Raw genomic sequence first — 18,924 nt, forward strand, 5'->3', positions numbered from 1 at the left:
GGGGAGGGGGCCGGTTGCATCGCGGCCGATTATCTGCTGATGGACCGACAGGCGTGTGCGCGGCGTCCGACGCACGGGCGTGTGGCTTGCTGCCACACTCCCGCCATGCAGCCGCGCGCACTCTTCGATCTCCTCAAGCAGGCCGTCATGTCTTGGAAGGCCGACTACGCACCCAGCATGGGCGCCGCCTTGGCCTACTACACGGTGTTCTCGGTGGCCCCTTTGTTGCTCATCGTGATCTCGGTCGCCGGCCTGGTCTTCGGGCAAGACGCCGCGCGCGGCGAGATCATGACGCAGCTCTCGGGCCTGATGGGCGAGCAGGGCGCCAGGGCCGTGCAGGGCATGCTGGAAGCCGTCAACAAGCCCAAGGAGGGCATCGTGGCCACGGTGATCGGCATCGCACTGCTGTTGCTCGGCGCCAGCACCGTGTTCGGTGAACTGCAGGACGCGCTCGACCGCATCTGGCGCGTGCCGCAGCGCCAGGCCAGCCCTGGCCTGCTCAACCTGCTGCGGGTGCGGCTGCTGTCCTTCAGCATGATCATGGGCATCGGCTTCCTGCTGATGGTGTCGCTGGTGGCTAGCGCGGCGCTGTCGGCCCTGAGCAAGTGGTGGGCGCCCGTCTTCGGCGGCTGGGCCGCGCTGGCGCAAGGCGTGAACTTCGCGTTCAGCTTCGCCATGGTGACCGTGGGCTTCGCGATGATCTACAAGATCATGCCGCGCGCGAAGGTGCAGTGGCGCGACGTGTGGGTCGGCGCGGCGGTGACGGCGCTGCTCTTCACCGTCGGCAAGCACCTGATCGGCCTCTACATCGGCAAGAGCAGCGTGGCCTCGGGCTACGGAGCGGCGGGCTCGCTGGTGGTGGTGCTGGTGTGGGTGTATTACTCGGCGCAGATCTTCCTGCTGGGCGCCGAGTTCACCTGGGTCTATGCGCGGCGCTACGGCTCGTTGCGCAACGTGGACCTGCCGCCGCGACAGGAAGTGCCCAACGCGGGCACCGCCTGAACCGGCGCCGCCGCTTCTACTTCAGGCCTTCCCACCAGAGCGCATTGGTGCGGGGCTTGCCGATGGTCAATACCTCGCCGATGACCGGCGTCGCCAGCTCGATCTTCTTCGCCTCGGCCAGCTTCGCGACGCGTGCCAGCGGGTCTTGCCAGGTGTGGAAGGCCAGGTCGAAGGTGCTGTTGTGCACCACGTACATCACCTTGCCGCGAACGTCCTCGAAGGCGCGCACGCTTTCTTCGGGCGTCATGTGCACCGCGGGCCAGTAGGCGTCGTACGCGCCGTTTTCGATCAACGCGAGGTCGAAGCCGCCGAAGCGTTCGCCGATCTGCCGGAAGCCGCCGAAGTAGCCGGAGTCGCCGCTGTAGAAGATGCGCTGCGATCCGCTTTCGACGATCCAGGAAGCCCATAGCGTGCGATTGCGGTCGGTCAGCGATCGGCCCGAGAAGTGTTGCGACGGCGCGGCGGTCAGGCGCACGCCGTCGTGCTCGGCGGCCTGCCACCAGTCGAACTCGGCCACGCGCTCCGGCGCCACGCCCATGTCGACCAGCCGGGCGCCCACGCCCAGCGGCACGAAGTAGCGATTCACCCGCTTCGCCAGGTACTCGATGGTCGGCACGTCGAGGTGGTCGTAGTGGTCGTGCGAGAGGATCAGGCCCTCGATGGGCGGCAGGTCTTCGAGCTTGAGCGGGGGCTGGTGGAAGCGCTTCGGCCCCACGAAGGAAAAGGGCGAGACGCGTTCGCCGAAGACGGGGTCGATCAGCCAGTACTTGCCGCGCAGCTTGAGCAGGTGGGAGGAATGGCCGAGGCGGATGATGTGGTTGCCCTCGCGGTCGAGTGCTTCCAGCTGCGCGGGGGTGACGGGGCGCACGGGGATCGGGTCGACCGGCACCGTGCCGGTCTTGGTGCCGGTCAGGAAGCGCGACCAGATCTTCCACGAACTGGCGGAGGGCAACGCCTCGGGGTTGGGCGGGTTCTCGAACAGGCAGTTCTTGAACTGCGGCGATTGGCCGTACGGTGCATCGCAGGCACCGCTGGCGGGGCTGGCGCAACCGGCGACGAGCCCGAAGAAGGCAGCCAGGAAGAGGCTTTTGCACATGGAGACGGCGTTCGTGGGTCGCATGAGAGGCGGCAGAAGAGTGAGCGGGGCGCCGAGGTTAGCCGTGGCATGCACGACTTTCGATCTGGCATACACCTTTTGCGACATTGTGGCTCGGGTCCGGCCATGAAATATTCCACGCCGAACCACAAGGAGCCTCAAGGAGCTGCATGGACGAAGCGATCCAGAAGCTGGTCACCGCTCGCCGCCAGGCGCTCTCTGGCGCCGACGACGGGCACCGGCCCTGGGGCCTGGCACTTTCGGGCGGCGGCATACGCAGCGCGACCTTCTGCCTCGGATTGATGAAGTCGCTGGCCGCGCGGCGGCAGTTGCTCGCGTTCGACCTGGTGTCCACGGTCTCGGGTGGCGGCTACATCGGCGCCACGCTGGGCCGGCTGTGCACCAACGCCTCGTCGGCCGACGAAGTGCGCGACATCGAGCGCGCCTTCGCCGACGTCGACCGCGCCCGCTTCGGGTGGTGGCTGCGCGGCAACGGCCGTTACCTGATTCCGGGCGGCCTGCGCGACACGCTGTTCGCCACCGCGCTCTACCTGCGCAACCTGCTGGGCACCCACATCGAGATCGCCATTGCCGCAGGCCTCATCGGCATGGTGCTGGCGGCCGTCAACCTACTGCTGTGGGATTCGGTGTTTCGCGCGGTCGACCTCAACAGCGTGCCGCCCGATGCGGTGACCGGCGTGAGCGACCTGGCGAGCGTGCATTCGCTGCGGCTGCTGGTGCAGTGGGCCACGCAGTGGCCGACCTTGTGGTTCACGCTGGTCGGGCCCTTCATCGCCTCGGTGGTGCTGGCCTGCGCCTACTGGTCGGTGCGTGACCGCAAGTCCACCGCGTCGATGCTGCTGCAGCTGGCGATGTGGTGCGCGCTGGGCGCGGCTGCCTGCTGGGTCGGGCCTCAACTGGTGCGGCACTACAGCGGGCCGCTGTGGCTGGCGCCGGCCTTCGTGGGCTTCACGCTGTGCTGGGTGGTGGCGCTGCTGTGGGTGCTGTGGCGCTGCCGCAAGCGCTCTCCGGCCGAACTGCGCAACGACCTGACGGACGGGCTCGCCTCGGTGCTCAACACCTCGCTGCTGATCGTGATGCTGGGACTGGTCGACCGCGCCGGCTGGTGGATCGCGGCCGAAAGCCAGCAGCTGCGCGCCTTCTACGGCGCCGCGCTGCTGGTGGTGGCGGCGGGGCTGCGCGGCGTGCTGCCGATGATGCTGTCGCAGAAGCGCGAGGTGCCGGGTGTCGGGCGAAGCGTGATGCTGTCGCTCGGCAGCCTGCTGGGCCTGCTGCTCGCCTTCTGCCTGGCAGCCTGGTGGGTGGGCGTGGTGTATTCGGCGGTGCTGCTGCCCGTGTTCACGCCGGCCGGGCTGGACTTCACGCGCGGCTGGGTCTGGCTGGGCACCATCTTCGTCATCGTGTTCAGCTATGCGCTGGTGACGGGGCGCAACTTCGCCTTCCTCAACGTCTCGTCGCTGCATATGTTCTACAAGGCGCGCATCGTGCGCGGCTACCTCGGCGCGGCCAATGCCAAGCGGCTGGGCGCCAGCCCGACAGAGCAGGTGTCGGGGCTCGAACCGCCGCAGGTGCCGGTGGGGGAAGTAGATGCACGCGACGACATCTCGCAGCTGCGCTACGCGCCGCACAAGTTCGGCGGGCCGGTGCACCTGGCCAACGTGTGCATCAACCAGACGCACGACACCAAGCAGCGCCTGTTCAACCGCGACCGGCGCAGCCAGCCGCTGACCATCGGCCCGCTGGGCTTGATGCAGGCCGGCGGCGCGGCCTGGGCGCAGGCGCGCGGCGAAGCGGCATTGACGCTGGGCGCGTGGACGGCCATCTCGGGCGCCGCCTTCGCACCGGGCCTGGGCCGCCTCACCAAGCGCGGCCTGGCGGCGCTGTCGGTGTTCGCCGGTCTTCGCCTGGGCTACTGGTGGAACAGCGCCGATGCGGGCATCGTGCAGCGCGGCGCGGCCTTGCACAGCAGCCCGTGGCTGATGAAGACGCGCTTCATGCTGCTCGAATGCTTCGGCGTGTTCCCGGGCAGCAGCTCGGCCAACTGGTACCTCAGCGACGGCGGCCACTTCGAAAACACCGGCGCCTACGCGCTGCTGCGGCAGGAGGCCGCACTGGTCGTGATCGCCGATTGCGGCGCCGACCCCGACTACCGCTTCTGCGACCTCGAGAACCTGATCCGGCGCGCGCGCATCGACCTCAATGCCGAGATCACCTTCATGAAGCCGCGCCCCGGCGTCGACTGGGAACACCGAGGCTCCTTCGGATCGCTCAACGACCTGGCATCGCCCAACAGCCAGGCCTGCCTCGCGCTGGCCCAGGTGCGCTACGCGAGCGGTGCCACCGGGCAGATCGTGCTGGTCAAGCCCAATGTGTCGGCCGCGCTGCCGGTGGACCTGGTCAACTTCAAGGCTGCCAACCCGCTCTTCCCGCAGCAGCCGACCACCGACCAGTTTTTCGACGAGGCGCAGTGGGAGAGCTACTTCCGCCTCGGAGCCGAGATCGGCTCGCGACTCGAAGGCGAGCTGCTGGCGCAGGTCGCAGCCGGTGCGCCCGGCCTCTTCATGCCCGACGATGGCCAGCCCCAGGCCGTCGCCAAGGCCACCGCCCCCGGCACGGACGACGACAAGGACAGCGCCGCCGCGGCTGCCGTGGGCTCGATGAGCCGGCTGCAGGCGCGCGTCATCAAGGCCGGCGCCGTCACCGCCTCGGTCGGCATCGGCACCGCCGCCACCTTCGCCGTCGCGGCCTGGCAGGGCATCGACAGCTGGCGTGCCGAGCGGGCCGATGCCGAGCGTGCCGAGAACAGCTCGTTCAAGGAACTGACGGAGCGCTGGGCCAAGCTCCACGCGGGCAGCCCCAGCGGCGATGCGCCGGCGCTGCTGGCCGCCGAGTTGCTGCGCACGGGCGATCTGCTGTGCCGCAACGGCCGCGACAACTTCATGGCCAAGTTCCGGCTGTCGGTGCGCATCGTCGACGACGCCAAGCAGGCCTGCACCGACGAGCCGCCCGCCCAGCGCGCACCGGCCTGCGTGCGCCTGCTCGATGCGGGCAACGGCATCGACTGCCTGCAGCCCGCGCAGGCGCCGCCGTGTGCGCCGCGCTACTGGGCGCGCGACTACACCGGCCAGGTCGGCTCGAAGCAGAACTGCAGCGGCACCTTGCCGACGCCATGGCCGGCCGTGGTGTGGCTGCGCGACCGCGTGCTGGACTGGAGCGGCCCGGGCGAAGTGAACGTCGCCACCGCGCCGCCCTCGGCCGTGCCTGCGCCGCCGACCTATCCCGCGCCCCCGCCCGAGTCGGGCGACACGCCCGCTGCGCCGCCGAAGCCCGCGGCCGACGTCTGCGAGGGCTCGGTGGTCTACATCCAGCTCTACGGCCCCGCGTTGCGAGACAAGGCACGCAGCTGGCGCGGGCCCTGGCGCAGCCTGGGCGCTTCGGTGCCTCCGATCGAGGACGTGCTGAGCACATCGCGCCGCGCCGGCCGCTCGCCGCCGGTGGGGCACCCCGAGCCCACCGTGATCATCCGCGACGAGAAGACGCGGGCCTGTGCACAAGCCCTTGTGCAGACGGCGGCTTCGCCCACCGGCCAGCCTTGGGCCATCAAGCTGCGGCCGCAGGGCGGCAACGAGACGAAGAGCAACATCGAGGTGTGGTTGCCGCGCACGGGCGGGCCGATGGCGAACTGAGCTGGCGCAGGCGCACGGCGTGTCATTCGGCTCGAACCGGGCATCGATCGGCACAATCGCGCCATGCCTGCATCCTCAGATTCCTTCGTCCGGCGGGTTCGCGCCAACCTCGACGCACTGCCCGACACCGAGCGCAAGCTGGCCGACTTCGTGCTCGAATTTCCAGGCGAGCTCGCCGGCTACGCGGGCAACGAACTGGCCGAGCTCGCAGGCGTGTCGCCATCGACCGTCAGCCGCTTCATCCGCCGCATCGGCTACGAGAACTACGAAGAAGCGCGGCGCCACGTCCGCGAAGAAAAGCAATCCGGGTCGCCGCTGTTCCAGTCGTCGGTGGCCGAGCGCAAGCGCGGCGACCGGGTCGCCATGCACGCGGGCGCCTCCGCGGCCAACCTGGCAAGCACCTTCGAGCGGCTGGCCGACCCGCAGATGGCGGCGATCGTCAAGGCCATCATCGCGGCCGATCAGGTGCTCATCTTCGGCAGCCGAAGCAGCCATGGCTTCGCGGTCTACCTGCGCTGGCAGATCATCCAGGTCGTGCCGCGCGTCACGGCCATTCCGGGCGCGGGTGAGACGCTCGGCGAGCACCTGGCCGGCATCGGCGAGCGCGACTGCGTGATCGTCTTCGGCATGCGCCGCCAGACCCGTCAGTTGGGCGCCGTGCTCGAAGCAGCGAGCAAGGCGCGGGCGAAGATCGTCTTCGTCAGCGACCACAGCTCGCCCGACTACGCGAGCGCGACGTGGTCGCTGCAATGCGACTGCCGCGGCACCGGGCCGCTCGACAACCACGTCGCGGTGATGGCCCTGTGCGACCTGCTCGCCACGATGGTGATCGACGCCTCGGGCGCGGCAGGGCACAAGCGCCTTGCCGAGATCGAGCAGCTGCACGAAGACCTCGACGAACTCTGAGCGGCGGCACGGGGCATGCTCTGCCCGCGAGTGGGGCGGGCTGCCTGGCCATCAGGGTTTGTACTTGCAATAATAATTTCACTGTTACAGACGCAGTGAAATTTCGATGCCAGAATCCACCCATCCGAGTTGGTGTCCTTTCTTCAAGGAGCTTCGAATGGCCGGTGGACCTGCTCTCTCAACGCCAGCATCGCCCCGCGTGGCCGAGCTGGACCGCGCGCTCGACCAGATCGGCGTGACGCGCTCGCATCACACGATCATCTTTCTGATCCTCATCGGCTGCCTGTTCGATGCCTTCGAGCAGAACGCCGTCGGCATCGTGGGCCCCATGCTCAAGGAGCAATGGGGGTTGGGCGCGTCCGACATCGGCCTGCTGAACACGGTCACCTTCGGCGCCGCTGCCATCGGGCGGATCGTCTCGGGCTTCGTCGCCGACCGCTATGGCCGCCGCGTCATGTTGAGCATCGACCTGCTGCTGTTCACGCTCGGTGCCGGCATCTGCGCCGCGGCACCCAACCTGACGGTGATGGCCATCGGCCGCGCCGTGGTCGGTTTCGGCCTCGGTGGCGAGATCGCGATCGCCGTCACCATGCTGTCCGAGTTCTGCTCGACGAAGTTCCGCGGCACGGCCGTGGGCCTCGTCAACGTCGGCGCCGGCGGCTTGGGCAACTTCCTGGCGCCCGCGTTCGGGCTGCTCGTGTTCACGATCTTCCCCGGCGAAAGCAGCTGGCGCTGGCTGTTCGTCTGCCTGATGGTGCCGGCCCTGCTCGGTGCGTTCTACCGCCGCTACATCCCGGAAACGCCGAGATTCCTGCTGTCGCAGGACCGCGTCAAGGACGTCAACGTCGTGTTGTCGAAGCTGGCCTCGGGCCGCCTGAGCGGCAAGGTCGCCGACCCGCATCCGTACCTGAAGGACGAAGGCAGCACGGCCACCGCCGCCAAGGTGAAGGTGCGCGTCACCGAGATCTTCCGCGGTGCGCTGGCCCGCCGCACCGTCCCGCTGTGCATCACGATCTGGATGGCCTACGGCGCGCAGCTGTCGGTGCTCACGCTGATGCCGACCATTCTCGTCGGCCTGGGCTACACGGTGTCGAAGAGCCTGCTCTTCACGATGATCATGCAGAGCGGCAGCCTGCTGGGTGCCATCGCGGCATCGGCGCTGGGCTTCAAGTTTCCGCGCAAGCGCGTGCTGACCATCGGCGCGGTCTGCGCGGGTGCGGCCGCGCTGACCATCGGCTTTCTTGCCAACAGCATCGTCCTGGTGCTGGCGGCCGGTGCGATCTTCCAGTTCTTCGTGCTGCTGCTGAACACCACCATCTGGATCTTCGCGCCCGAGCTCTACCCGACCAAGGTGCGCGCCTTCGGCACCGCCTTCATTCTCGCCACCGGCACGGCCGCGGGTGCGTTCATGCCGCTGGTGGCGGGACGGCTGCTCGACGGCTTCGGTATCGCCGGCGTGTTCGGCATGGTCGCGGCGATGTACGCGATCTTCACCGTCAGCGTGCAGAGCGTGCCCGAAACCTACGGCCAGTCGCCGGACGCCATCGCGCTGCCTTCGGAGGAAGAAGCGGTGGCGCGTGCGGCCGTGACCCCGTCGCGGGCCTGACACAACACCGGGTTCACCGAATGCGCAACATCCTTCTCATCAATCCCAATTCGTCGGAAGCCACCACCTCCATGATGGTCGGCATCGCGGCGAATGAACTTCCCGACGGCCTCGGCGTCACCGGCGTGACCGCGCGGCGCGGACCCTCGATGATCGTCAACGAAGCCGAGCTGAGCGCTGCGGCGCCCGAAGTCGAGCACGCGTGGGAGAACGCCGGCCCCGGTTGGCAAGGCATCATCGTCAGTGCTTTCGGCGACCCGGGCATCGAGCGGCTGCGCCGGGCGAGCGAGGTTCCGGTGGTCGGCATCTGCGAGGCCTCGATGCGCGAGGCCGCGCAGGACGGGCGCCGCTTCGGCGTCGCGACGGTCACGCCAGACCTGGCAGCCGCCATCCAGGGACGCGCCGACGCGCTGGGCCTGTCGAAGCTCTACACCGGCATTCGCCTCACCGAAGGCGACCCGCGCGCACTGGCGGCCGACCCGGCAGCGCTGGAAGAGGCCCTTGCGCGTGCCGTCTCCCGATGCATCGAAGAAGACGGCGCGCAGGCCGTCATCATCGGCGGCGGCCCCTTGGGGCAGGCCGCGATCGGCCTGGCCGGCCGATTCCGTGTGCCGGTGATCGCGCCGATTCCCGCAGCCGTGCGGCGGCTTCTGCTGCAGATGGACGAGATGCGAGCGGTTCTCTAGGCGCTGGAGAAGCCTCGACGATCGGCTCAGGGCAGCCTGGCCTCGTAGGCCTCCGCCGGCCGATCGTTGGGCGACTGGAATGCCGCCTTCAGCGAATCGCTCAACGGAATGTTGATGATCGCGTTGCGAGGCGGAATGGGCGCCATGAACCACTTGGCGTAGAGCTTCTCCAGCTCGCCCGATGCCATCACACCCGCCAGGTACGTGTCGACCGCGCGCTTGAACGAAGCGTCGTCCTTGCGGATCATGATCGCGATCGGCTCGATGCCGAGCGGCTTGCCGACGATCCTGAAGTCCGACGGGTTGCGCGCATTCGAGATGTTGCCGGCCAGCGTGTTGTCGTCCATCGCGAAGGCGTCGGCGCGGCCGGTTTCCAGCAGCAGGAAGCTCTCGGCGTGGTCCTTGGCCAGGACGATGCCCAGGCCCAAGCCCTTGTTGTCCGCTTCGATCCTGCGCAGCCGTTGCACGAGCGTGGTGCCTGTGGTGGTGACCACGGTCTTGCCCTTCAGTTGCTCCAGCGACTCGATGCCGCTGGTGGCGCGCACGGCGAAGCGCGCTTCGGTGATGTAGGTCGTGTTGGCGAACGCAGCCTGCTGCTGGCGCGAGGCGTTGTTCGTGGTCGAGCCGCACTCGATGTCGATGGTGCCGTTCTGCAGCAGCGGCAGCCGGTTCTGTGGCGTGACGACCATCGGACGGATCGCGACGCCCGGCAGCAGCTTGCCGAGCATCTGTTCGCACAGCTCCACGTGGTAGCCGACATGGCTGCTGCCCACCGAGTACGACAGCGGCGGCGACGCTTCGCGCACGCCCATGGTGATGGCGCCGGCGGCTTTCGCCTTGGCCAGCGTGCCGGCTTCCTGCGCGCTCGCGGCCACGACGGTGCAGGCCAGCGCGGCGGCGCTCCAGAGGATCGATCGCTTCATGATGTGCGAGCTCCGGTGTCGATCAGGCGGCGAGTGCCACGGGCGCCGGCTGCGCGATCTCGTCGAGGCTTTCGCGCAGCGCGCGGTCGAGGATCGCGATCGCGCTGTCGACCTGCGCATGGGTCACGTTGAGCGGCGGCGCGATGCGCCACACCGAGCCGCGCTCGGGCCGGCGGCGGATGTTCATACTCAAGCCGAGCTCGAAGCATTTCTTGGTGGTGCGCGCGCCGAGCTCGTGATACGGCAGGCGCGATTCACGGTCCTGCACCAGCTCGACACCCAGCAGCAGGCCTTCGCCGCGCACGTCGCCGATGGCTTCGTAGCGCTGCTGCAGTTCGAGCAGCTGGCCGCGCAGGTAGGCGCCGGTGCTGCGTGCGCGCTCGATGAGGCCTTCGCGGCGAATGGTGTCGAGCACGGCCAGGCCAACGGTGGCAGGCAGCGGGTCGGATACGTGGCTGGTGTAGAAGGTGAAGCCCTTCTCGTGCACGTCCTGCTCGATCTTCGGGCTGGTGGCCACGGCCGCGAGCGGCAGGCCGCCACCCATGGTCTTCGAGACCGACATGATGTCCGGCACCACGCCGTAGAAGTCCGATGCCGTGCGGTGGCCGATGCGGCCGAAGGCGGTCTGCGCCTCGTCGAAGATCAGCAGCATGCCGCGCTCGTCGGCCGCCTTGCGCAGGGCCTGCATGTACGACCGGGGCGGCACCAGCACGCCGCCCGCGCTGATGATCGGTTCGATGATGATCGCGGCGCGCCGGCCGGTCGAGGCCATGTCGTACATCTTGAGCCCGAGCTCGAGGCAGGCCAGCGCCGAAGCCTCCCCCGACAGGCCCTGGATGTACGGACGGTAGGCGTTCGGCTCGGGCATCAAGTAGACGCCCGGCACGTGCACGCCGTACCCCTTGCGGTCGCTCGCGAACGACACCGCGCTGGTGCCGCCCGTGACGCCGTGCCACGAGCCGCCGACAGCCAGGAGCTCGAAGCCGCCGGTGTACATCTTCGCCATGCGCAGCGCGACCTCGTTGCTCTCGGAGCCGGTGTTCACGAAGATCGATTTCGTCAGCGGCGCGGGCATCCATTCGGTGGCCATCTTCTGCGCGAGTTCGGCGACGACTTCGGGAATCATGCCGCTGAACAGGTGGAAGGCCTTCTCTCCGGCCTCGTGCACCGCGCGCACGATGGCCGGGTGGTTGTGGCCGATGGTGGCGCACATCTGTCCCGAGGTGAAGTCGAGGATCTCGCGCCCGGTGTCGTCGATGACCACCGCGCCGCGGGCGCTGCGAAACAGGTTGGGGAAGGTGTCGCCGCCGTAGCGCACCATGTATTCCTTGGCCGCCGCGCGGAGTTGCTCGCTCATGTCCGGATCCTTTGCTGAAGTGGTGAGTGGATGCAGCGATGTTCGCGAGCGCGGCGTGCGAGGTCCAATGTCGAGTTTGCATCCGGGGCCGATGCGCGCCGAGCATCGCCGATGCGTGAAACGAATCGCGCGCGGCTTGCATTTCCGCGCGGCTCGGGCGTCAATCGCGGCATGGACATCCGCTGGTTTCAGGACTTCGTCACCTTGGCCGAGGTGCAGAACTTCACGCGCGCGGCCGACATGCGCAACGTGTCGCAGGCTGCGTTCAGCCGCCGCATCCAGGCACTCGAGCAGTGGCTCGGTGCCAAACTCATCGACCGCGCGACCTACCCGACGCGGCTCACGCCGGCAGGGGAGCACTTCCGAAAGGTCGCCACCGGGCTGCTCAACCAGATCGCCGATGCCCGAGCCGAGATCGGTGATGCGCCTTCGCGCAACCATGTGCGCATCGCCTCCACCTACGCGCTGGCGAGCACACGCCTGCCGGCCTGGTGGGCGCGCTGGTCGGGCGCGGGCGACCTGAGCTGCAGCCTGGAGGTCGGCAACGTGCACGACACGGTGTCGGCCTTCAGCGCGGGCTCGGCCGACATCCTGATCGGCTTTCATCAGGCGGCGCATCCGATCCAGCTCGACCTGGCGCGCTTCGAGTGCCATGAACTCGGCGTGGAGAAAGTGCGGCCTTACGCGTCGCGCGAACTCGCCGCATCGGGCCGTCTCGCGCTGCCCGGCAGCGCCTCGGCGCCCGTCCCGCTGCTGATGTATTCGCGCAGCGGCTACTTCGCGCGAGTGGTCGACACGGCCCTGGAGCAGTCCGCCCAGCCGCTGGTCGGCTACCGCGCGTTCGAGGCCGAGATGACCGACGTGCTCGGCGACCTCGCGCTGCAGGGCATGGGCATCGCGTGGCTGCCCGACAGCTCCTTCGTCTCGGGCCGCCTGACGGAACTGGTGCCGGTGGGCGAAGGCGCGTGGGACGTCGAGGTCGCCATCGTGGCTTGGCGCGCACGCGCCAACACGCGCGCCGCCGTCGGGCGGCTGTGGGGACGCATCTGTGCGGGAGGGGGATTTGGCTGAGCGCTGCGATCGACGAGGCAACCCGGCTGCGTCAATCCGACCCCGGCTTCCAAACCCCAGCCAGCACCCCCAGCCGGCTCTTGAGCGTGTGCCGCTCATCCGACAACGCATCGATGAAGTCCGACAGCCGCTTCGACTTGATCATCGTGTAGAAGGTCAGCCAGGTGGTGAAGGCGCCGACCACACCGAACCACACGAGCTTTTTCCACAGGGGTGAATCGGCCTCGGCCAGCAGGTTCATGCCGAGGAAACCGGTGGTCACGGTGCCGATCAGGCCGAAGAGCGTCACCACCGTGAGACGCACCACCGTGTTGGCCTGGCGGCGCAGGCTGTCGGCGTCGAGGTAGGTGTTCATGTCGGCAATGCGTTCCTTGACCTCCTCGTAGAGCGGATCGAGCCCGAGATGGGTCGTGCACAGGCGCGACAGCGCGCGCACCTGCGCCTGCTCCGAGATCTCGTGGAACCAGTAGCGATGCGTGAAGCGCAGGAAGCCTTCGAAGCTCGCGCGAATGGCGCGCTTGAAGCGCTTGACGCTGACGACGTCGTGCACGTCCAGCCGGCGCAGTGCTTCCACCAGCCGGTCGGAGAACATCAACAGCGCGGCCTTTTGGAAGTGCGCGATCAGGAAGACGAGGAAGTGCTGATGCCGGAACTGCGCCAGCACGCCGCGGTCGCGGCAGCAGAAGAACTCGGAGTCGGCCGTGCCGACCACCACCAGCGAGCGGCCGCTGCACAGGTAGCGCGTGTTGGGCGCGCTGCCGGCGTCGACCCAGAAGCGGTCGTAGCAGTAGCGCTGCTCGAAGTCGTCCATCCGGTCTTCGGGAAAGGGCAGGGGGCCGCTGCCGCCCAGGGCCGGCTCTGCGGCGCCGGTGACCAGCGCGAGCCGCATGAAGTCGTGCCGCGATAGCTTTCGTGGGTCGTCGAGCGAGAGATAGGCCATCAGCGGCATGCGGTAGTACTCGAGTTGGCGGAAGCGCAGCGCGCCAGCCTCGCCCGAATGGTCGCTGACCAGCGGCTGCATGAGCCAAGCCCAGTGGGCGGAGATGCGCGGCGCGCGATGCTCGGCAACGTGTTCGAGGAAAAGATCGCTCTGCTGCGCATCGGAGCTGGCGAGTACGCCGCCCTTTGCGTCCAGCCATTCGACACTGCTCATGCAATGCAGCGCCGCGCCCGCGGCGTCCCACCCGCCCGGATAGGCGCGGCCGAAGCGGTAGAGGAGTTCCTGTGCCTGCGGCAGGCTCAGGTCGTCGACGCCGACTTCCATGTTGAGCATCACCACGTCGACGTCGAAGAAGAAATACAGGTCGGTGTGCACCACCTGCAGCGTGACCGGTGCGTCGCCGGCCTTCGCCACCACGCGCACGGCGGCGATGTCGCGGCGGCGGAACACGTGCATCGCCGACTCGCCGCCGGCACCTTCGGCACGCCCGCGCCGGCCTTCGCCGTAGAGGAAGCGCTGCACGTAAGGCAGGAAGCTCACGAACTCGTTGTAGTGCCGCTCGTGGAACGCGTCGCTGCTGCCGGTGTACTCGTCCACCTCTTCACGCCAGGGCGAGGCATCGCCGGCGTCCCTGAGCACCTGCCAGGGGTTGTGCCGGTCCCGCTGGTGCGCCGCCGCAGGCATCAGCCGAAGGGGCCACAGCAAGGTCGCGCGCAGGTGATGCACGTGGGGCAACACGCCCCTTGCAGGGACCGCAGCGTCGAGTGTGTAAGTGTTCTGCTGCATGGCGCGAGTGTAGGCATCGGTCGCTGTGGCGAGGCATCGCGCAATGGGTGATTAGGGGAATCCCTGATGTGGTGCTGAAACCGGTTTCAGTTAAACTGGCCGTGCACCTTCAGAAGCCTTGCGGGTGCTCTTCGCGCCCCGGCGCGCACCGTTTCGAAACGCACCCTTCCGTGAACTACCAATTCCAGTTCGACGCCGTCTTCGCCGCCTGGCCGCTGCTGCTGAAGGGCACGTGGATCACGATCCAGCTCTCGCTGATCGCCACGCTGCTGGGCCTGGTGGTCGCCATCTTCTGCGCCTGGGGCAAGACATCGGGCCCGGCCTGGTTGCGTTTCATCGTGAACGCGTACATCGAGGTGATCCGCAACACGCCCTTCCTGGTGCAGCTGTTCTTCTTTTTCTTCGCGCTGCCGGCCATCGGCCTGCGCTGGTCGCCCTACACGGCAGCGCTGACCGCCATGGTGGTGAACCTCGGCGCCTACGCCACCGAGATCATCCGCGCCGGCATCGAGTCGATTCCGAAGGGGCAGATCGAAGCGGGCAGGGCGCTCAATCTCAAGGGCTGGGAAATCTTCCGCTTCGTCATCATCAAGCCGGCGCTCAAGGCGATCTATCCCGCGCTCACCAGCCAGTTCATCCTGCTCATGCTGAGCTCGGCCGTGGTGTCGGTGATCTCGGCCGACGACCTGACCTCGGTGGCCGCCAACCTGCAGTCGCAGACTTTCCGCAGCTTCGAGATCTACATCGTCGTGGCCGGCATCTACCTGGCGCTGGCGCTCGCCTTCTCGGGCCTGTTCAAGCTGATCTACCGGCGCACCTTGAACTACCCGGACCGCCGCTAAGGGAACATCGAATCATGCGCACCTTCGGCTTTCCCGACTTCCTCTTCATCCTCGAAGCGGCCAAGTGGACGCTCGCGCTGTCCGCCATCGCCTTCATCGGCGGCGCCATCCTCGGCCTGCTGATCGCACTGGCGCGCACCTCCGACAATCGCCTGGCGCGCGTGCTGTCCACCGGCTTCATCCAGGTGTTCCAGGGCACGCCGCTGCTGCTGCAGCTGTTCCTGATCTTCTTCGGCGCGCCCGTGGTGGGCTTCGACATCAACCCGTGGATCGCTGCCGGCATCGCGCTGGTGCTCAACAGCGCGGCCTTCCTCGGCGAGATCTGGCGCGGCTGCATCGAGGCGATTCCGCGCGGCCAGACCGAGGCAGCGCACGCGCTCAACCTGGGCTATGCGAGCCGCATGCGCGACGTGGTGCTGCCGCAGGCCTTCAAGATCGCGCTGCCGCCGACCGTGGGCTACGTGGTGCAGATCATCAAGGGCACCTCGCTCGCCGCGATCATCGGCTTCACCGAGATCACGCGCGCCGGCCAGATCATCAACAACGCGACCTTCCAGCCGCTGCAGGTGTTCACCACCGTCGCGGCGCTGTACTTCGTCATCTGCTGGCCGCTGTCTCTGGTGGCCGGCCACATGGAGCGCAAACGCGCCCGCGCTTTGGCACGCTGATTTCGCTTTTTCAACTTTCACGCCCTCATCCAAGGAGACTCCGACATGACCCTCTTCACCACCCGCCGTGCCGCCATCGCCGCTCTCGGCCTGGGCGCCGCGCTGACCGCCTTCGCGCCGCTGGCTTCGGCCCAGAGCGTGGCCGACATCAAGAAGAAGGGCGAGATCACGATCGGCATGCTGGTCGACTTTCCGCCCTACGGCACCACCGACGCGAAGAACCAGCCCGACGGCTACGACGCCGACGTGGCCAAGCTGCTGGCGAAGGACTGGGGCGTCAAGGCCAACATCGTGCCCGTCACTGGCCCGAACCGCATTCCCTTCCTGCTGACCAACAAGGTCGACCTGCTGGTGGCCTCGCTCGCCGTCACGCCCGAGCGTGCCAAGCAGGTGCAGTTCTCGCAGCCCTATGCGGCCGCCACCATCGTGCTCTACGGCAAGACCGGCAGCAACATCAAGGCCGCCGCCGACCTCAAGGGCGTGCGCGTGGGCGTGGCCCGGGCCAGCACGCAGGACGTGGCCGTGACCAAGGCCGCGCCCGAAGGCACCGAGATCCGCCGCTTCGATGACGATGCCTCGGCCATGCAGGCGCTGATGTCGGGCCAGGTCGATGCCATCGGCTGCTCCGTCACCGTGGCCGCGCAGATCGCCAAGCGCGTGCCGGCCAATACCTTCGAGAACAAATTCACCCTGGTGCAGCAGGCCATGGCCATCGCCATGCGGCCGGGCCAGGACGACCTGCTCAAGAACGTCAACGACTTCGTCGCGAAGAACACGGCCAACGGCGAGCTGAACAAGCTCTACAACAAGTGGCTGCAGACGGATCTGCCGAAGTTGAACTAACCCCCAGGCTCGCTCCATGACCGACACGATCGCCACCCACGCCGGCGCCGACGCCATCATCCGGATGGAATCGGTGAACAAGTGGTACGGCACCTTCCAGGTGCTGACCGACATCGACCTCTCGGTGCGCACCGGCGAGCGCATCGTCATCTGCGGGCCTTCGGGCTCGGGCAAGTCGACGCTGATCCGCTGCATCAACCGGCTCGAGACGGTGCAGAAGGGCAAGATCGTGGTCGACGGCATCGAGCTCACGGCCGGCGGCAAGAACGTCGACGCCGTGCGGGCCGAGGTCGGCATGGTGTTCCAGCAGTTCAACCTGTTCCCGCACCTCACCATCCTGCAGAACTGCACGCTGGCGCCGATGCGCTCGCGCGGCATGTCCAAGGCGCAGGCCGAAGAGGTGGCGATGAAGTACCTGTCGCGCGTGCGCATTCCCGAGCAGGCCCACAAGTACCCGAGCCAGTTGTCCGGTGGCCAGCAGCAGCGCGTGGCGATCGCTCGCGCCCTGTGCATGAGCCCGAAGATCATGCTGTTCGACGAGCCGACGTCCGCGCTCGACCCCGAGATGGTCAAGGAAGTGCTCGACACCATGATCGGCCTGGCCGAAGACGGCATGACCATGCTGTGCGTCACGCACGAAATGGGCTTCGCCCGCAGCGTGGCCGACCGCGTGATCTTCATGGCCGACGGCAAGATCGTCGAGCAGGCCCCACCGGGCGAGTTCTTCGCGCAGCCCAAGCACGAGAAGACCCGCCAGTTCCTCGGCCAGATCCTCAGCTCGCACCAAGCCCACTGACATGCCGCCTGTCCTGATCTCTCTGTCGTCCTTCGGCGCGGCCGAGGTGGGCCGGCACGGCCAGCTGTGGTGCACGCGGCTTGCATTGGAAGCCGGCGCCGACAGCGTGGAGGTCCGCGGCGAACTGCTGCGCGAACCCGCTGCCGAATTGGGGGCATTGGCCGGCCTCGCCTCCGTGTATTCGAGCCCCGAAGGTCTCTGGGCCGCCGACGGCAGCCTGGACGAAGGCGCGCTCGCCCGCGGCCTGGCCGCAGCGACCGCGCTGCGTGCCCACCGGCTCAAGATGGCGATCGGTGGCTTCGCCGCAGCTTCGCAGTTCTCGCTGGCCAAGCTCAAAGCCCTGCTCGATGCCCAGCCGGTGGAACTGCTCATCGAGAACGACCAGACCGTGCAGGCCGGCAGCCTCGACGCGCTGCTGCGATTCTTCGACCAGCAGGCGCAGGCGGGGCTCGACCTCGGCATGACCTTCGACATGGGCAACTGGCACTGGCTCGGCGAATGCCCGCTGCGTGCCGCCGAAGCCCTGGCGCCGCGGGTGCGGTACGTGCATTGCAAGGGCGTGCAGCGCCTGCCCGCCAAGTGGGTGGCGGTGCCGCTGGCCGAGTCCGTCGCGCCCTGGCGCGCGGTGCTGCGGGCACTTCCGGTGGATGTGCCGCATGCCATCGAATATCCTCTGGTCGGCGATGACCTGCCGGCCGTCACGCGCGACCAGGTCGAACACATCCGCTCCTTGCGAGGCCTGTCATGACCGACACAACCTTCGACGTCGCGCTCTTCGGTGAAGCCATGATGCTGCTGGTCGGCGACCAGCCCGGCCCCATCGAGAACGCCACCGCCTTCCACAAGCGCACCGCCGGCGCCGAGACCAACGTGGCCATCGGCCTGTCGCGCCTGGGACTCAAGGTGGGCTGGGCCAGCCGGCTCGGCACCGATTCGATGGGCCGTGCGCTGCTGGCCACCATGCAGTCCGAGGGCATCGACTGCTCGCACGTCATCAGCGATGCATCGCAGCGCACGGGTTTCCAGTTCAAGGGCCGCGTCACCGACGGCAGCGACCCGCCGGTGGAATACCACCGCAAGGGCTCGGCGGCCAGCCACATGGGCCTGGCCGACGTGGACGAGGCCTGGCTGCGCTCGGCCCGCCACCTGCACGCCACCGGCGTGTTTGCCGCTATTTCCGACACCAGCATCCAGGCCGCGGTGAAGAGCATGGACGTCATGCGCGCCGCCGGCCGCACGATTTCGTTCGACCCGAACCTGCGCCCCACGCTGTGGTCGTCGAAAGAGACCATGCGCCACTGGATCAACGCGCTGGCTTCGCGCGCCGACTGGGTGCTGCCCGGCATGGAAGAAGGCCTGCTGCTCACCGGCGAGACCACGCCCGAAGGCGTGGCGCGTTTCTACCGTGGGCTCGGCGCGAAGCTGGTCGTGGTCAAGCTCGGTGCCGAGGGCGCCTACTACGACAGCGACACGGCCGGTACCGGCCGCGTCGACGGCTTCCCGGTCGAGAAGGTGATCGACACGGTCGGTGCCGGCGACGGCTTCGCGGTCGGTGTGGTGAGCGCGCTGCTCGAAGGCCGCAGCGTGCCCGAGGCCGTGCGCCGTGCCGCCTGGATCGGTGCCCGCGCCGTGCAGGTGCTGGGCGACACCGAAGGCCTGCCGACGCGGGCGCAGCTCGAAGAAGCGGGGCTGTGA

At 68.1% G+C, this 18,924-nt stretch carries 16 protein-coding genes; 12 read left to right on the top strand and 4 right to left on the bottom strand.

From position 1 onward, the window contains the following. Positions 1 to 105: 105 nt before the first annotated feature. Entirely contained in the window at positions 106 to 1,002 is an 897-nt protein-coding gene (locus B0W80_RS28420; RefSeq protein WP_077002511.1) for a YihY/virulence factor BrkB family protein, read from the top strand. Between the two features lie 16 nt (positions 1,003 to 1,018). Here the strand turns inward: B0W80_RS28420 and B0W80_RS28425 are convergent, their stop codons facing one another. After that, entirely contained in the window at positions 1,019 to 2,098 is a 1,080-nt protein-coding gene (locus tag B0W80_RS28425) for an MBL fold metallo-hydrolase (RefSeq protein ID WP_256856705.1), read from the bottom strand. A gap of 170 nt (positions 2,099 to 2,268) precedes the next feature. Here B0W80_RS28425 and B0W80_RS28430 point away from each other — a divergent pair, with 170 nt between their 5' ends. From B0W80_RS28430 to B0W80_RS28445, 4 genes are all read left to right on the top strand, one after another. Further along, on the top strand, positions 2,269 to 5,805 hold the full coding sequence (locus B0W80_RS28430) for a patatin-like phospholipase family protein (RefSeq protein ID WP_077002512.1): 3,537 nt from the start codon (positions 2,269 to 2,271) through the stop codon (positions 5,803 to 5,805). A gap of 63 nt (positions 5,806 to 5,868) precedes the next feature. Continuing rightward, positions 5,869 to 6,711, top strand: a complete 843-nt coding sequence (locus B0W80_RS28435; RefSeq protein WP_077002513.1) for a MurR/RpiR family transcriptional regulator — start codon at positions 5,869 to 5,871, stop codon at positions 6,709 to 6,711. 157 nt (positions 6,712 to 6,868) lie between these two features. Continuing rightward, on the top strand, positions 6,869 to 8,317 hold the full coding sequence (locus B0W80_RS28440) for an MFS transporter (RefSeq protein ID WP_077002514.1): 1,449 nt from the start codon (positions 6,869 to 6,871) through the stop codon (positions 8,315 to 8,317). 20 nt (positions 8,318 to 8,337) lie between these two features. Further along, positions 8,338 to 9,003 carry an aspartate/glutamate racemase family protein gene (locus B0W80_RS28445; RefSeq protein WP_077002515.1) on the top strand — a complete coding sequence of 222 codons (666 nt, stop codon included), beginning with the start codon at positions 8,338 to 8,340 and terminating at the stop codon, positions 9,001 to 9,003. A gap of 26 nt (positions 9,004 to 9,029) precedes the next feature. On the opposite strand, the gene B0W80_RS28450 is transcribed toward B0W80_RS28445, so the two are convergent. Next, complete coding sequence (locus tag B0W80_RS28450) at positions 9,030 to 9,926, bottom strand: transporter substrate-binding domain-containing protein (RefSeq protein WP_077002516.1); 897 nt, start codon at positions 9,924 to 9,926, stop codon at positions 9,030 to 9,032. 22 nt (positions 9,927 to 9,948) lie between these two features. After that, complete coding sequence (locus B0W80_RS28455; protein WP_077002517.1) at positions 9,949 to 11,283, bottom strand: aspartate aminotransferase family protein; 1,335 nt, start codon at positions 11,281 to 11,283, stop codon at positions 9,949 to 9,951. A gap of 111 nt (positions 11,284 to 11,394) precedes the next feature. Between B0W80_RS28455 and B0W80_RS28460 the strand changes: the two genes are divergently transcribed. Then, on the top strand, positions 11,395 to 12,354 hold the full coding sequence (locus tag B0W80_RS28460) for a LysR family transcriptional regulator (RefSeq protein WP_256856706.1): 960 nt from the start codon (positions 11,395 to 11,397) through the stop codon (positions 12,352 to 12,354). Positions 12,355 to 12,385: 31 nt separating this feature from the next. On the opposite strand, the gene B0W80_RS28465 is transcribed toward B0W80_RS28460, so the two are convergent. Next, complete coding sequence (locus B0W80_RS28465) at positions 12,386 to 14,080, bottom strand: hypothetical protein (protein WP_077002518.1); 1,695 nt, start codon at positions 14,078 to 14,080, stop codon at positions 12,386 to 12,388. Positions 14,081 to 14,250: 170 nt separating this feature from the next. Between B0W80_RS28465 and B0W80_RS28470 the strand changes: the two genes are divergently transcribed. The 6 genes from B0W80_RS28470 to B0W80_RS28495 are packed head-to-tail and all read left to right on the top strand — an operon-like array spanning position 14,251 to position 18,924. Then, positions 14,251 to 14,922 carry an amino acid ABC transporter permease gene (locus B0W80_RS28470; protein ID WP_077002519.1) on the top strand — a complete coding sequence of 224 codons (672 nt, stop codon included), beginning with the start codon at positions 14,251 to 14,253 and terminating at the stop codon, positions 14,920 to 14,922. A gap of 14 nt (positions 14,923 to 14,936) precedes the next feature. Beyond that, the gene (locus B0W80_RS28475; protein WP_077002520.1) at positions 14,937 to 15,590 is read left to right on the top strand and encodes an amino acid ABC transporter permease; all 654 of its coding nucleotides are present in this window, start codon (positions 14,937 to 14,939) and stop codon (positions 15,588 to 15,590) included. A 45-nt stretch (positions 15,591 to 15,635) separates the two neighbouring features. After that, on the top strand, positions 15,636 to 16,433 hold the full coding sequence (locus B0W80_RS28480; RefSeq protein WP_077002521.1) for a transporter substrate-binding domain-containing protein: 798 nt from the start codon (positions 15,636 to 15,638) through the stop codon (positions 16,431 to 16,433). A 16-nt stretch (positions 16,434 to 16,449) separates the two neighbouring features. After that, positions 16,450 to 17,229, top strand: coding sequence for an amino acid ABC transporter ATP-binding protein (locus B0W80_RS28485; protein WP_077002522.1), 780 nt, complete (start codon positions 16,450 to 16,452; stop codon positions 17,227 to 17,229). Between the two features lies 1 nt (position 17,230). Continuing rightward, on the top strand, positions 17,231 to 17,977 hold the full coding sequence (locus B0W80_RS28490; protein ID WP_077002523.1) for a sugar phosphate isomerase/epimerase: 747 nt from the start codon (positions 17,231 to 17,233) through the stop codon (positions 17,975 to 17,977). Further along, positions 17,974 to 18,924 (top strand): sugar kinase, encoded by a 951-nt coding sequence (locus B0W80_RS28495; protein ID WP_077002524.1) that lies wholly within the window; start codon positions 17,974 to 17,976, stop codon positions 18,922 to 18,924. The genes B0W80_RS28490 and B0W80_RS28495 overlap by 4 nt, the downstream gene beginning before the upstream one ends.

Source organism: Variovorax sp. KK3 (assembly GCF_001984055.1).
Classification (GTDB): Bacteria; Pseudomonadota; Gammaproteobacteria; order Burkholderiales; family Burkholderiaceae_C; genus Variovorax.

Bases quoted from the DNA above. Each gene is read 5' to 3' on its own strand.
- B0W80_RS28420 (WP_077002511.1), top strand. From the start codon at position 106: ATGCAGCCGCGCGCACTCTTCGATCTCCTCAAGCAGGCCGTCATGTCT.
- B0W80_RS28425 (WP_256856705.1), bottom strand. From the start codon at position 2,098: ATGTGCAAAAGCCTCTTCCTGGCTGCCTTCTTCGGGCTCGTCGCCGGT.
- B0W80_RS28430 (WP_077002512.1), top strand. From the start codon at position 2,269: ATGGACGAAGCGATCCAGAAGCTGGTCACCGCTCGCCGCCAGGCGCTC.
- B0W80_RS28435 (WP_077002513.1), top strand. From the start codon at position 5,869: ATGCCTGCATCCTCAGATTCCTTCGTCCGGCGGGTTCGCGCCAACCTC.
- B0W80_RS28440 (WP_077002514.1), top strand. From the start codon at position 6,869: ATGGCCGGTGGACCTGCTCTCTCAACGCCAGCATCGCCCCGCGTGGCC.
- B0W80_RS28445 (WP_077002515.1), top strand. From the start codon at position 8,338: ATGCGCAACATCCTTCTCATCAATCCCAATTCGTCGGAAGCCACCACC.
- B0W80_RS28450 (WP_077002516.1), bottom strand. From the start codon at position 9,926: ATGAAGCGATCGATCCTCTGGAGCGCCGCCGCGCTGGCCTGCACCGTC.
- B0W80_RS28455 (WP_077002517.1), bottom strand. From the start codon at position 11,283: ATGAGCGAGCAACTCCGCGCGGCGGCCAAGGAATACATGGTGCGCTAC.
- B0W80_RS28460 (WP_256856706.1), top strand. From the start codon at position 11,395: ATGCGTGAAACGAATCGCGCGCGGCTTGCATTTCCGCGCGGCTCGGGC.
- B0W80_RS28465 (WP_077002518.1), bottom strand. From the start codon at position 14,080: ATGCAGCAGAACACTTACACACTCGACGCTGCGGTCCCTGCAAGGGGC.
- B0W80_RS28475 (WP_077002520.1), top strand. From the start codon at position 14,937: ATGCGCACCTTCGGCTTTCCCGACTTCCTCTTCATCCTCGAAGCGGCC.
- B0W80_RS28480 (WP_077002521.1), top strand. From the start codon at position 15,636: ATGACCCTCTTCACCACCCGCCGTGCCGCCATCGCCGCTCTCGGCCTG.
- B0W80_RS28485 (WP_077002522.1), top strand. From the start codon at position 16,450: ATGACCGACACGATCGCCACCCACGCCGGCGCCGACGCCATCATCCGG.
- B0W80_RS28490 (WP_077002523.1), top strand. From the start codon at position 17,231: ATGCCGCCTGTCCTGATCTCTCTGTCGTCCTTCGGCGCGGCCGAGGTG.
- B0W80_RS28495 (WP_077002524.1), top strand. From the start codon at position 17,974: ATGACCGACACAACCTTCGACGTCGCGCTCTTCGGTGAAGCCATGATG.